The organism is Bacillus sp. HSf4 (genome assembly GCF_029537375.1).
Lineage (GTDB): Bacteria > Bacillota > Bacilli > Bacillales > Bacillaceae > Bacillus > Bacillus sonorensis_A.
Map to the genome: position 1 here is coordinate 1,794,026 of NZ_CP120679.1, position 13,828 is coordinate 1,807,853.

Consider the following 13,828-nt stretch of genomic DNA (forward strand, 5'->3'; position numbering starts at 1 on the left):
TAAAATAAAAGTTTGAATGTTTAGAAGGATTTTACGATTTCTCATCGAAACCTAGACAATCGATCTATGATTATATAAAATGAAAGCGCAGTCTATTTTTATTTTTGCTACATAAGTTAGGAGGATGGGAAATGAATATCCATGAGTACCAAGGGAAAGAGGTCCTCAGAAAGTACGGAGTGGCTGTTCCGGAAGGTAAAGTGGCTTTTACAGCAGATGAAGCGGTCAAGGCGGCGGAAGCGCTGTCAAGCTCGGTTTTTGTCGTGAAAGCTCAAATTCACGCGGGCGGCCGAGGCAAAGCAGGCGGGGTAAAAATTGCAAAATCAAAAGACGAAGTGAAAGCCTATGCGGAAGAACTGCTGGGGAAAACGCTCGTCACACATCAGACGGGTCCTGAAGGCCGAGAAATTAAACGCTTACTTATTGAAGAAGGCTGCGATATTAAAAAGGAATACTATGTCGGTCTTGTCCTCGACAGAGCGACTTCCCGGATCGTGCTGATGGCTTCTGAAGAAGGCGGAACAGAGATTGAAGAAGTCGCCGCCAAGACGCCGGAAAAAATCGTCAAAGAAGTAATCGACCCGGCTGTCGGGCTGCAAAGCTATCAAGCGAGAAAAATCGCTTTCGCCATCAATATTCCAAAAGAACTGATCGGCCAAGCCGTTAAATTTATGATGGGCTTATACAATGCCTTTGTTGAAAAAGACTGTTCCATTGCTGAAATCAACCCGCTCGTCGTCACAGGGGACGGGAAAGTGATGGCGCTCGACGCCAAGCTGAACTTTGACAGCAATGCGTTATACAGACAGAAAGACATCCTGGAATTCAGAGATCTTGATGAAGAAGATCCTAAGGAAATTGAAGCATCCAAGTATGATTTAAGCTATATTTCACTCGATGGAAACATCGGCTGCATGGTAAACGGAGCGGGACTTGCGATGTCGACCATGGACATTATTAAACATTACGGAGGGGAACCGGCCAACTTCCTTGACGTTGGAGGCGGCGCAACAGCTGAAAAGGTAACGGAAGCGTTCAAGATCATTTTATCCGATCAAAACGTCAAAGGGATCTTTGTCAATATTTTCGGAGGCATCATGAAGTGTGACGTCATTGCCGAAGGTGTTGTTGAAGCGACGAAACAAGTCGGTCTGACACTGCCGCTTGTCGTTCGTTTGGAAGGAACAAATGTCGATCTCGGCAAAAAGATCCTCGATGATTCAGGGCTCAATATTACGTCTGCGGAATCAATGGCTGACGGCGCGCAGAAAATCGTATCCTTAGTGAAGTAAGAAAGGCAGGGGACCAAAATGAGCGTATTTATTAATAAAGACACAAAAGTCATTGTTCAGGGGATAACAGGTTCAACAGCTTTGTTTCATACAAAGCAGATGCTTGAATACGGCACGAAAATCGTCGGCGGCGTGACACCTGGAAAAGGAGGAACAGAGGTTGAAGGTGTTCCTGTGTTCAATACGGTGGAAGACGCGGTGAAAGCGACGGGAGCGAATGCATCTGTTATTTATGTGCCGGCAGCTTTTGCGGCAGATGCGATCATGGAGGCGACAGATGCAGAGCTTGATCTCGTCATCTGCATTACCGAGCATATTCCGGTGCTTGACATGGTAAAAGTAAAAAGATATATGGAAGGCAAGAAAACGCGTCTTGTCGGTCCGAACTGTCCTGGGGTCATCACGCCTGAGGAATGCAAAATCGGCATCATGCCGGGCTACATCCATAAAAAAGGTCATGTCGGTGTTGTGTCGCGGTCAGGAACCCTTACATATGAAGCGGTTCATCAGCTTTCTGAGGCTGGAGTCGGGCAATCGACGGCAGTCGGCATCGGCGGAGACCCTGTGAACGGAACGAACTTCATCGATGTGTTAAAAGCGTTTAATGAAGATCCTGAGACGCATGCCGTCATCATGATCGGCGAAATCGGCGGAACGGCTGAAGAGGAAGCGGCGGAATGGATCAAAGCGAATATGACCAAGCCTGTCGTCGGCTTCATCGGCGGAAAAACGGCGCCTCCAGGGAAACGTATGGGCCACGCCGGCGCCATCATTTCCGGAGGAAAAGGCACGGCTGAGGAAAAAATTAAAACGATGAACGCCTGCGGAATCGAAGTCGCAGAAACACCTTCAGTGATGGGGGAAACCCTTATCAAAGTTTTAAAAGAAAAAGGTCTTTATGAAGCATGTAAAACACATTGATCTTCATGACTTGAGGGAATAGGCCAAACGGTCTATCCCTCCTTTTTATCCTGATGATTTATGTTTTCGGAAAAATCAATATATGGAGGACTCTTGAATGACTGTCAGCAGCGAACTTTTGATTTTGCTCCGCCTGCGCGGCGCGCTCTCTCCTTCACTGCTTTCCAAATGGTGGAGAACAGACCCCTCTTTATCTCTTTCAGACAAAAAAAACCATCCTTTAACACGGCTTTCAGGAAAAGCATTAGATTTATCTCCGATTCGAAAGCTTGTTGAACAAGAACTCCCGAATGTCAAACACCTCATCAAGTCCTATCAAGCAGCAGGAGTGGATATGCTTGCCATATCATCCCCTGAGTATCCGCCTTCTCTAAAGACGATCCATGATCCGCCCCCCGTCCTTTTTCTGAAAGGAAATCAACAGCTTCTTCGTGTCCATCGGCGAATCGGCATTGTCGGAACCCGCAGACCAACTTTATATGGGAAAAGAGCCGCAATTTATTATGTGAAGGAACTAAGTAAAAAAGGCTGGACGATCGTCAGCGGGCTTGCAAAAGGAATTGACGGACTATCTCACCATGAGAGCATCCGTTCAAACGGGGCGACCATCGGCGTCATTGCAGGCGGATTCAGCCATATCTACCCCCGTGAAAACCGTTTTCTTGCCGACCAGATGGCGGCAGACCATCTCCTGGTGTCTGAGCACCCTCCCGAGACAAGACCCCAAAAATGGCACTTTCCGATGCGAAATCGGCTGATCAGCGGATTGACTGAAGGCGTTATCATCGTTCAAGGAAAGGAAAGAAGCGGCTCGCTCATCACCGCCTATCAAGCGCTTGAAGAAGGGCGGGAAGTGTTTGCAGTGCCCGGTTCCATCTTTGATGCGAATTCGCTCGGACCCGCAAGGCTGATCCAGGAAGGGGCAAAACTGGCATTCGATATCGACGATATTTTGAGCGAACTTCCGCCTTCCAATGTTCAATAAGCGGTATCCGTTTGGAATTATCGTTTGACAAACTGTATTCGAATATTTAATAATAGTGAGGATTTCAAGTTTAAACGCTTTAATCGGCGTTCATTATATAAAAGATGAAATTCAGACACTTTTAATTAACTAATGACTATCTAAACGACGATTATGCTGAATACAATAAAAAGGCAAAATTGAAAAGAGAGAGAACACCTCTTGAGGGGGATTATGTGTATGTCCGAATACTTAGTCATCGTGGAATCGCCTGCCAAGGCGAAAACGATTGAGCGATACTTAGGAAAAAAGTATAAAGTCAAAGCATCGATGGGGCATGTCATAGACTTGCCGAAAAGCCAGATGGGCGTCGACATCGAGCAGAACTTTGAACCGAAATACATTACGATCCGCGGGAAAGGGCCGATATTGAAGGAATTAAAAACGGCCGCGAAAAAGGCGAAGAAAGTCTACCTTGCAGCCGACCCCGACAGGGAAGGAGAGGCGATTGCATGGCATTTGGCGCACAGCCTTGACCTGGACCTGAACTCGGACTGCCGCGTCGTGTTTAATGAAATCACAAAAGATGCAATCAAAGATTCATTTAAGCACCCGCGCATGATCAATATGGATCTGGTCGATGCCCAGCAGGCGAGAAGGGTGCTTGACCGTCTTGTCGGCTATAAAATCAGCCCGATTTTATGGAAGAAAGTCAAAAAAGGATTAAGCGCCGGCCGCGTACAATCTGTTGCGCTCCGTCTGATCATTGACCGCGAAAAAGAAATCAACGAATTCAAGCCGGAAGAATACTGGACGATTGAAGGCTCTTTCTTAAAGGGAAAAGAAACGTTTGAAGCCGCCTTTTTCGGTATAAATGGTGAAAAGCATCCGCTGAAAAGCGAAGAAGACGTCAAACAAATTCTTTCTCAGATCAAAGGCAATAAGTTCAACGTCAAAAAGGTTACGAAAAAAGAACGGAAACGGAACCCGGCTCTGCCGTTTACAACATCAACGCTTCAGCAGGAAGCGGCGCGAAAATTAAATTTCCGGGCAAAGAAAACGATGATGATCGCCCAGCAGCTCTATGAAGGGATCGATCTCGGAAAAGAAGGAACAGTCGGGTTAATCACCTATATGAGAACGGATTCAACGAGAATCTCAAACACGGCGCAAGAAGAAGCATCATCCTTTATCGGCGAACAGTACGGTAAAGAATTTTTAGGAAGCAAAAGAAAGCCTGCCAAAAAGAACGAAAACGCCCAGGATGCCCACGAAGCGATCAGACCGACATCTGTGATGAGAAGGCCCGCTGATCTGAAGGCTGTATTGGGAAGAGATCAGCTCCGCCTTTACAAGCTGATCTGGGAACGCTTTGTCGCGAGCCAAATGGCTCCGGCCACACTTGATACGATGAGCGTTGACCTCGAAAACAACGGGTTGACATTTCGCGCAAACGGAAGTAAAGTCAAGTTTTCAGGCTTTATGAAAGTTTATGTTGAAGGCAAAGACGACCAGCTGGAAGAGAAGAACAAAATGCTCCCTGATTTGCAGGAAGGAGATACTGTTCTTTCAAAGGATATTGAACCAGAGCAGCACTTCACACAGCCGCCTCCGCGGTATACGGAAGCAAGGCTTGTCAAAACGCTCGAAGAGCTGGGGATCGGGCGTCCGTCCACATATGCCCCGACGGTTGACACCATTCAAAAACGGGGATATGTCGCCCTTGACAACAAACGCTTTATCCCGACGGAACTCGGTGAAATCGTGATGAAATCAATGATGGAATTTTTCCCTGAAATCATTAACATCGAGTTTACGGCCAAAATGGAAAAAGAACTTGACGATGTCGAAGACGGGAACGTCGAATGGGTGCAAATTATTCATTCCTTTTACAAGGATTTTGAGAAACGGTTGAAAAAAGCGGAAGCCGAGATGGAGAAGATCGAAATCGAACCCGAATACGCCGGAGTCGATTGTGAAGAATGCGGCCATCCGATGGTGTATAAAATGGGCCGTTACGGAAAATTCATGGCTTGCTCCAATTTTCCGGACTGCAGAAACACTAAGCCGATCGTCAAAGAGATCGGTGTCAAATGTCCATCCTGCAAAACCGGCAACATTGTCGAACGCAAATCGAAAAAACGCCGCATTTTTTACGGATGTGATCGCTATCCTGAATGCGAATTCGTATCCTGGGATAAACCGCTGGAACGAAAATGTCCGAAGTGTGAGGACATGCTTGTTGAGAAAAAGCTGAAAAAAGGCGTTCAGGTGCAATGCGTGGGTTGCGATTATAAGGAAGAACAACAAAAGTAGCGGTGAGCAGGGCTTTGCTCACCTTCTTTGTTGTGTTAAAAGAACAATTCAATTCATAATATTAGGAGATGTAAATATGAACCAAACAGTGAATGTCATCGGTGCAGGACTTGCCGGAAGCGAAGCGGCATGGCAGCTTGCCAAACGCGGAATCAATGTCCGATTATACGAAATGAGGCCTGTTAAACAAACGCCGGCACACCACACGGATAAATTCGCAGAGCTTGTCTGCAGCAACTCGCTTCGCGCCAATTCTTTAACGAATGCTGTAGGTGTATTAAAGGAAGAAATGCGGATTCTTGATTCTGCGATTATCGCAGCCGCGGATGAATGCTCAGTACCGGCCGGCGGAGCGCTTGCTGTTGACAGGCATGAATTTGCCGCAAATGTAACCGAAAAAGTAAAAAACCATCCGAATGTCACAGTTGTCAATGAGGAAGTCAAGGAAATTCCGGAAGGACCGACAATCATCGCCACAGGTCCGCTCACTTCTGAATCGCTTTCTGAGCAGCTGCGGGAGCTGACAGGCGAAGACTATCTGTATTTTTATGACGCCGCTGCCCCGATTGTTGAAAAGGACAGCCTTGACATGGATAAAGTCTATTTGAAATCCCGCTATGACAAAGGGGAGGCAGCGTATTTGAACTGTCCGATGACAGAAGAAGAGTTTGACAGGTTTTATGACGCCCTTGTGTCTGCGGAAACCGTTCCATTGAAAGAATTTGAAAAAGAAATCTTTTTTGAAGGCTGCATGCCGATCGAAGTCATGGCCAAGCGCGGCAAAAAAACGATGCTGTTCGGCCCGATGAAACCGGTAGGACTGGAAGATCCGAAAACAGGAAAGCGCCCATATGCGGTCGTCCAGCTGAGACAGGATGATGCCGCAGGCACTCTTTACAATATCGTCGGTTTTCAAACCCATCTGAAATGGGGGGATCAAAAGGAAGTCCTTCGTCTCATACCTGGATTGGAGCAGGCTGAAATCGTCCGCTACGGCGTTATGCACAGAAATACATTCATCAACTCGCCGAGCCTTTTACATGCAACCTACCAGTTTAAAAAGCGGAACGATCTGTTTTTCGCCGGACAGATGACAGGGGTTGAAGGCTATGTTGAATCAGCAGCTTCAGGTCTTGCTGCAGGAATCAATGCGGCCCGCCTTGTTTTAGGAAAAGAACCGGTTACGTTCCCAAATGAGACGGCAATCGGCAGCATGGCCCACTACATCACGGAAACGAACAAGAAAAACTTTCAGCCGATGAATGCGAATTTCGGTCTTTTCAAGGAATTAGGGGTTAAAATTAAAAACAAGCAGGAGCGGAATGAACAGTACGCTTCGCGCGCATTGGAAACAATTCGAAATATTGCGAAAACGATATAGTTATTCATTGCCAGATCAACTTGTTATGTGATAACATTTAGAAGCCCTTTTTGAAGAGGTGTAGTGATGGCAAATGTTAAGAATTTTTTAACTTTATTCATTGAATATTTACAAATAGAAAAGAATTATTCAAAATATACAATTGTGGGTTACATTTCTTCTATTGAAGAGTTTGAGCGCTTTTTACAAGCTCAGGGAATAAAGGGCTTTGAGGACACGACTTATACCGACGTGAGGATTTTCTTGACGGAAGCCCATGAAAAGGGGCTCACTCGCAGAACGATCAGCAAAAAGATCTCGGCTCTGCGAAGCTTCTATAAATTTTTGTTAAGGGAAAAACTGGTAAAAGAAAACCCGTTTCAGCTTGTCAGTCTTCCGAAGCAGGATAAACGGATTCCGCAGTTTTTATATGAAAGAGAACTTGAAGAACTGTTCGGGATTTCTGATTTGAGCACTCCGCTGGGACAAAGAAATCAGGCGCTGCTGGAGCTTCTGTATGCGACAGGCATGCGGGTGAGCGAACTTTGCAGTCTGAAGGAATCCGAAGTCGATCTGTTTTTGGATACGGTGCTTGTTCACGGGAAGGGCAAAAAGCAGAGGTATGTTCCATTCGGGTCTTTTGCCCGGGAGTCTTTGGATCTGTATTTTCAAAATGGAAGACGAATCCTTCAATCAAAAGCAAAAGAGCCCGTTCCTTTTGTCTTTTTGAATCAAAGGGGCGGGCCTTTAACCCCGAGGGGGGTCCGTTATATTTTGGGAGAGCTGGTCAAGAAGACATCGGGTACATTACATATTCATCCGCACATGCTCCGCCATACGTTTGCGACCCATTTATTAAATGAGGGGGCGGATCTCAGAAGCGTACAGGAACTGCTCGGACATTCGAATCTTTCTTCAACCCAGGTGTATACGCATGTATCTAAAGATATGCTCAGAAAGACGTATATGTCCCATCACCCTCGGGCACATAAAGGGAAATAAAGGAGGTTCTTTTATGTCATCATTTCACGCAACAACGATATTTGCCGTCCGCCACAACGGAAAAAGCGCGATGGCGGGAGACGGCCAGGTCACATTCGGGCAGGCCGTTGTCATGAAGCATACGGCAAGGAAAGTCAGAAAGCTGTTTAACGGAAAAGTGATTGCCGGCTTTGCGGGCTCTGTTGCGGACGCTTTCACACTATTTGAAATGTTTGAAGCCAAGCTTGAGGAGTACAACGGCAATCTGCAGCGGGCGGCTGTCGAGCTGGCGAAAGAGTGGCGCAGCGATAAAATTCTCAGAAAGCTTGAAGCGATGCTGATCGTCATGAATGCCGACAGCCTTCTGCTCGTTTCCGGAACAGGGGAAGTGATAGAACCCGATGACGGGATCCTCGCGATCGGCTCTGGAGGGAATTACGCTCTTGCTGCGGGCAGAGCGCTGAAACGTCATGCCGGCGGGCGGCTTGAAGCGAAAGAAATCGCCAGAGCCGCCCTTGAAACTGCGGGCGAAATTTGCGTATACACGAATGATCAGATCATTGTAGAAGAACTCGAATAGAAAGGATTTGAGGCAAATGGAAAAAAAGCCGCTGACTCCGAGGCAGATTGTCGAACGTCTTGACCAGTACATCATCGGCCAGCTCGATGCGAAAAAAGCGGTTGCCGTCGCTTTGCGAAACCGCTATAGAAGAAGTCTTCTTGATGAAAAGCTGCGCGAAGAAATCGTTCCGAAAAACATCCTGATGATGGGTCCGACAGGTGTGGGAAAAACCGAAATTGCCCGGCGGATCGCCAAACTCGTCGGCGCTCCGTTTGTGAAAATTGAAGCGACGAAGTTTACGGAAGTCGGCTATGTAGGAAGAGATGTTGAATCAATGGTCAGAGACCTTGTGGAAACATCTGTCCGCCTTGTCAAAGAAGAAAAAATGAACGAAGTGAAAACCATCGCTGAAGAAAACGCGAATAAACGGCTTGTGCGCCTGCTCGTCCCGGGAAGAAAAAAACAGTCCGGCGCGAAAAACCCGTTTGAAATGCTGTTCGGCGGAAATCAGGAGCAGGAGCATGACGCGGAAAGCCAGGAAGAATCCGATATTGAACACAGCAGAAAGCGGATCGCTCATCAGCTCGCCCTCGGCGAACTTGAGGACCACTACGTCACCGTCGAGGTTGAGGAACAGCAGCCGTCGATGTTTGATATGCTTCAAGGCTCGGGTATGGAACAGATGGGAATGAACATGCAGGATGCGCTCAGCAGCCTGATGCCGAAAAAGAAAAAGCGCCGCAAGCTCACGGTCAGGGAAGCGAGAAAAGTGCTGACAAATGAAGAAGCGGCAAAGCTTATCGACATGGATGAAGCGGCGCAGGAAGCTGTGTTAAGAGCTGAGCAATCAGGGATCATCTTCATCGATGAAATCGATAAAATCGCCAAAAAAAGCGGAGCATCTTCTTCAGCGGATGTCTCCAGGGAAGGTGTGCAGCGAGATATCCTGCCGATTGTCGAAGGCTCGACAGTCATGACCAAATACGGAGCGGTCAAAACAGACCACATGCTGTTCATTGCAGCAGGTGCATTCCATATGGCGAAGCCGTCAGATTTAATCCCTGAGCTCCAGGGCCGTTTCCCGATCAGGGTCGAATTGAAAAAGCTTAGCATCGATGATTTTGTCAAAATTTTAATTGAACCGGATAATGCCCTTTTGAAACAATACAAAGCTTTATTGCAGACGGAAGGTATATCTCTTGAATTTTCTGACGATGCTATTCGTAAGATTGCAGAAGTGGCATATCATGTCAATCAAGACACAGATAATATCGGGGCAAGAAGGCTCCATACCATTTTGGAACGCCTTTTGGAAGAACTGTCATTCGAGGCGCCGGATGTGACGATGGAAAAAGTCGTCATCACACCTCAGTATGTCGAAGAAAAGCTCGGTTCGATCGCCAAGAACAAGGATTTAAGCCAGTTTATTTTATAAAACAATTAAATAAGAGTAATTTAGGAGGATCATTTATTATGGCTTTATTACAAAAAACGAGAAAGATTAATGCAATGCTGCAAAACGCGGCAGGGAAGCCGGTTAATTTCAAAGAAATGGCCGAAACGCTTCGCGATGTGATCGATTCAAACATTTTCGTTGTCAGCCGGAGAGGAAAACTGCTCGGCTTCTCCATTAATCAGCAAATTGAAAACGACCGAATGAAAAAAATGCTTGAGGAGCGCCAATTTCCTGAAGATTATACGAAAAGCCTATTCAACATTCCGGAAACATCATCCAACCTGGACATCAACAGTGAATACACGGCATTCCCTGTAGAAAACCGCGACCTTTTCCAAGCGGGTCTGACGACCATCGTTCCGATTATCGGCGGAGGCGAGAGATTGGGAACCTTAATTCTTTCCCGTCTTCAGGAAAAGTTTGAAGATGACGATCTCATTCTTGCCGAATACGGGGCAACGGTTGTCGGAATGGAGATTCTGAGAGAGAAAGCCGAAGAAATCGAAGAGGAAGCCCGCAGCAAGGCAGTCGTACAAATGGCCATCAGCTCATTATCATACAGTGAGCTTGAAGCGATCGAACATATTTTTGAAGAACTTGACGGCAACGAAGGCCTTCTTGTTGCAAGCAAAATTGCCGACCGCGTCGGCATCACGCGCTCGGTTATCGTAAACGCACTCCGCAAGCTGGAAAGCGCGGGTGTCATCGAGTCGAGGTCACTGGGGATGAAGGGCACATATATAAAAGTCCTAAACAACAAATTCCTGATGGAATTAGAAAAATTAAAATCGCATTAAGCACTGGGAAAGCCGCAGAACGACATGTTCTGCGGCTTTTTTTATTTCATGTTTTTAAGTATATCGCTGTAGTTTTTTGAAAGGGAAGAAATAAGTTAATGACAGTAATGAAGCAATTCGTTAGTGAAACAGAAAATATATTGGTATAACTTTAAAAAAGGTAAACCGACTGTAACATTACATAGTTCTTATAATCTAGGTCAAAATACCTATTCGTAAAATAGATATATATTACGATTTTTTTTTACTCCCAGATCATAGACTTTAAGCCTATTATTTCTTACAATAGGCTTATGGTTTTTACAATTCTCGACAAGATTTTATGACAGATGGAAAGAGATTGGAGGTATTTGGCGTTGGATTTATTTTCAGGAACAATACATAGACTAGAGGGAGCCTTGGAACGAGCGAACGTTAAGCAAAAAGTCATAACCAATAATCTCGCCAATGTAGATACACCGAACTACAAGGCGAAAAAAGTGTCATTTAAAAACGTGCTGAATGAAGAGTCTTCCCGTCTTGATTCCATAAAAACAGACTATAGGCACATTGACTTTAAAGGCAATGAGTCAAATTATTCAGTTGTGTCGAGCAAACAGACATCATATCAACAGAACGGAAACAACGTCGACATTGACCAGGAAATGAGTGAAATGGCGAAAAACCAGATTCAATACCAGGCAGTGGTTGAGCGGATAAGCGGAAAATTCAACTCGCTCAAAACCGTAATTACGGGGGGTAAATGATGGGGGTATTCAATAGCATCAACATCTCAGCTTCGGCTTTGACTGCACAAAGAGTCAGAATGGATACCGTTTCTTCCAACTTGGCGAACATGGATACAACAAGAGCAAAACAGGTTGACGGAGAATGGCAGCCATACAGAAGAAAGCTCGTATCAACGGCTCCGAAAGGCGAATCTTTTTCATCCGTTCTTCAATCATCGATGAATGCGTCAAGCAGAGTGGGCGAGGGAGTGAAAGTGACAAAGATCAGCGAAGACCAAACACCGTTTAAACTCGTTTATGATCCCACACATCCCGACGCGAACGAAGACGGTTATGTTCAGATGCCAAATGTCGATCCTCTGAAAGAAATGGTCGACTTAATGAGCAGCACAAGGTCATATGAGGCGAACGTAACAGCGATGAATGCAACAAAAGGAATGCTCATGAAAGCATTAGAAATCGGAAAGTAGGGTGAAAACACTGATGATCAATGGAGTTTCTCCGTTTCAGGTGCAGTCCGCACAGGCGGCAACAACAAACGAAATCAAAACACAGCCGGCCGGTTCCGGTGATCAAGTCAGCTTTTCAAAGGTGCTGAAAGATTCTATCAATGCTTTGAACCAGTCTCAAAACGAATCTGATAAACTGACAAACGCGCTGGCGCTCGGCCAGGATGTCAATCTTGACGAAGTCATGGTCGCAGCTCAGAAGGCAAATGTTACACTAACCGCAGCGACAGAGTTCCGCAACAAAGCGGTCGAAGCTTATCAGGAAATCATGAGAATGCAAGTGTAAGGAAAGGAGTCTGAAAGCGAAGAGAATTAGTGTAACTACCGGGGGAGTAAGATGAATCGTACTTTATTGCAAATCAAAACGAAAATAACTGATTTTTGGAAAAATCGATCGAAGTGGCAGAAAATACTGATGATCAGCGTTTTTGCTGCAGCAGTCATTCTTTCTATCGTCATAGGTATTTTGGCCTCAACAAATAAGATGGTTCCGCTCTATAAGGATCTGTCAGCCGAAGAAGCGGGTCAAATTAAACAGGTCCTTGATGAAAAAGGAATACCTTCAGAAGTCGCATCCGACGGTTCCATCATCAAAGTTCCGGAAGAAAATGTCGATTCGCTGAAAGTGGATCTGGCCGCAGAAGGCCTTCCGAAAAGCGGAAGCATCGATTATTCGTTCTTTGGTGAAAATGCCGGCTTTGGGATGACAGACAACGAGTTTGATGTTTTGAAAGTGAAAGCGACCCAAACCGAGCTGACAAATCTCATCAAAGGCATCGACGGCATTAAAGATGCAAAAGTCATGATCAACCTTCCGAAGGATTCCGTTTTTGTCGGAGAAGAAAAGCCGGAAGCTTCTGCTTCAATCGTCCTTCAAGTCAAACCGGGCCATACGCTTGACCAAAGTGAAATCAACGGCCTGTATCACCTCGTATCGAAAAGTGTGCCAAATCTTGATCAGAAAAATATCGTGATTATGGATCAAAATTCGAACTACTATGATCAAAACAGCGAGGGCATCGGCAATTCGTCCGGAAATTCCTACGCTTCACAGCGCGAGGTCAAAGCGCAGATCGAAAAAGATCTTCAAAGACAGGTTCAAAGCCTGTTGGGCACGATGATGGGGCAGGATAAAGTCGCGGTATCCGTCACGACGGACATCGACTTTACGCAGGAAAAACGAACAGAAGACCTGGTTGAACCCGTCGACAAAGAAAATATGGAAGGCATCGTCGTAAGCTCGGAAAAAATCAGCGAAACGTACTCCGGAAACGGGGCACAGGCAGGCGGAGTCAACGGCACCGGTGACGAAGACGTCACAAATTACGCCGAAACGGAAGACGGCAATAATAACGGAGATTATGAAAAAAGCGAAGACCGTCTCAATTATGAAGTCAACCGGATTCATAAAGAAATCGCAGAAAGCCCGTATAAAGTCAGGGATTTAGGGATTCAAGTGTTAGTCGAACCGCCAAATGCGAAAAACCCGGCTTCTTTGACACAAGAGAGACAGGACGATATTAAAAACATTCTGTCTACGATCGTCCGGACATCGCTTGACAAGTCGGAGAATGAACAGCTCACAGACGAAGATCTGCAAAGCAAAATCGTCGTTTCTGTTTCATCGTTTGACGGCAAACAGACAATGGACACGGAAGAGGCGACAGGCGGCATACCGCTTTGGGCTTATATTGCAGGCGGAGCCGGTCTGGTTGCGGCGATCGGCCTTATCATCTGGCTCATCAGACGGCGCAAAAATGCTGATGAAGAGTATGAGGAAGAATGGTATGAAACGCCTCAGGAACCGATCAGAGTGGCAGATGTAAACAATGAGAAAGAGACGGAAGAAAGCGTCAGACGTAAACAGCTTGAAAAAATGGCGAAAGACAAGCCTGAAGAATTCGCCAAATTACTGCGCAGTTGGCTGACTGAGGATTAGGAG

The 13,828-nt window shown here is 46.0% G+C and carries 13 protein-coding genes; all 13 read left to right on the forward strand.

Going from position 1 to position 13,828, the window contains the following annotated elements; genetic code table 11:
* Window positions 1-131: 131 nt before the first annotated feature.
* The 13 genes from sucC to fliF all read left to right on the forward strand — a co-directional run bounded on the left by sucC (window position 132) and on the right by fliF (window position 13,825).
* On the forward strand, window positions 132-1,292 hold the full coding sequence (sucC, locus tag P3X63_RS09170) for an ADP-forming succinate--CoA ligase subunit beta (RefSeq protein ID WP_026586951.1): 1,161 nt from the start codon (window positions 132-134) through the stop codon (window positions 1,290-1,292).
* Window positions 1,293-1,310: 18 nt separating this feature from the next.
* On the forward strand, window positions 1,311-2,213 hold the full coding sequence (gene sucD, locus P3X63_RS09175) for a succinate--CoA ligase subunit alpha (protein WP_026586952.1): 903 nt from the start codon (window positions 1,311-1,313) through the stop codon (window positions 2,211-2,213).
* Window positions 2,214-2,310: 97 nt separating this feature from the next.
* Window positions 2,311-3,198 carry a DNA-processing protein DprA gene (gene dprA, locus P3X63_RS09180; protein ID WP_026586953.1) on the forward strand — a complete coding sequence of 296 codons (888 nt, stop codon included), beginning with the start codon at window positions 2,311-2,313 and terminating at the stop codon, window positions 3,196-3,198.
* Window positions 3,199-3,417: 219 nt separating this feature from the next.
* Entirely contained in the window at window positions 3,418-5,493 is a 2,076-nt protein-coding gene (gene topA / locus P3X63_RS09185; RefSeq protein WP_026586954.1) for a type I DNA topoisomerase, read from the forward strand.
* A 76-nt stretch (window positions 5,494-5,569) separates the two neighbouring features.
* Window positions 5,570-6,874, forward strand: coding sequence for an FADH(2)-oxidizing methylenetetrahydrofolate--tRNA-(uracil(54)-C(5))-methyltransferase TrmFO (gene trmFO, locus P3X63_RS09190; RefSeq protein WP_026586955.1), 1,305 nt, complete (start codon window positions 5,570-5,572; stop codon window positions 6,872-6,874).
* Between the two features lie 66 nt (window positions 6,875-6,940).
* Complete coding sequence (gene xerC, locus P3X63_RS09195; RefSeq protein ID WP_026586956.1) at window positions 6,941-7,855, forward strand: tyrosine recombinase XerC; 915 nt, start codon at window positions 6,941-6,943, stop codon at window positions 7,853-7,855.
* 13 nt (window positions 7,856-7,868) lie between these two features.
* Complete coding sequence (hslV, locus tag P3X63_RS09200; RefSeq protein WP_026586957.1) at window positions 7,869-8,414, forward strand: ATP-dependent protease subunit HslV; 546 nt, start codon at window positions 7,869-7,871, stop codon at window positions 8,412-8,414.
* A gap of 7 nt (window positions 8,415-8,421) precedes the next feature.
* Complete coding sequence (gene hslU, locus P3X63_RS09205) at window positions 8,422-9,831, forward strand: ATP-dependent protease ATPase subunit HslU (RefSeq protein WP_256860410.1); 1,410 nt, start codon at window positions 8,422-8,424, stop codon at window positions 9,829-9,831.
* 38 nt (window positions 9,832-9,869) lie between these two features.
* On the forward strand, window positions 9,870-10,649 hold the full coding sequence (gene codY, locus P3X63_RS09210) for a GTP-sensing pleiotropic transcriptional regulator CodY (protein WP_006638180.1): 780 nt from the start codon (window positions 9,870-9,872) through the stop codon (window positions 10,647-10,649).
* 356 nt (window positions 10,650-11,005) lie between these two features.
* The gene (gene flgB / locus P3X63_RS09215) at window positions 11,006-11,395 is read left to right on the forward strand and encodes a flagellar basal body rod protein FlgB (protein WP_026586959.1); all 390 of its coding nucleotides are present in this window, start codon (window positions 11,006-11,008) and stop codon (window positions 11,393-11,395) included.
* Window positions 11,395-11,847: a flagellar basal body rod protein FlgC gene (gene flgC, locus P3X63_RS09220; RefSeq protein WP_026586960.1), complete on the forward strand. Its 453-nt coding sequence runs from the start codon at window positions 11,395-11,397 to the stop codon at window positions 11,845-11,847. The genes flgB and flgC overlap by 1 nt, the downstream gene beginning before the upstream one ends.
* A 13-nt stretch (window positions 11,848-11,860) precedes the next feature.
* Window positions 11,861-12,172: a flagellar hook-basal body complex protein FliE gene (fliE, locus tag P3X63_RS09225; protein ID WP_026586961.1), complete on the forward strand. Its 312-nt coding sequence runs from the start codon at window positions 11,861-11,863 to the stop codon at window positions 12,170-12,172.
* A gap of 51 nt (window positions 12,173-12,223) precedes the next feature.
* Complete coding sequence (fliF, locus tag P3X63_RS09230) at window positions 12,224-13,825, forward strand: flagellar basal-body MS-ring/collar protein FliF (protein ID WP_026586962.1); 1,602 nt, start codon at window positions 12,224-12,226, stop codon at window positions 13,823-13,825.
* Window positions 13,826-13,828 lie beyond the last annotated feature (3 nt).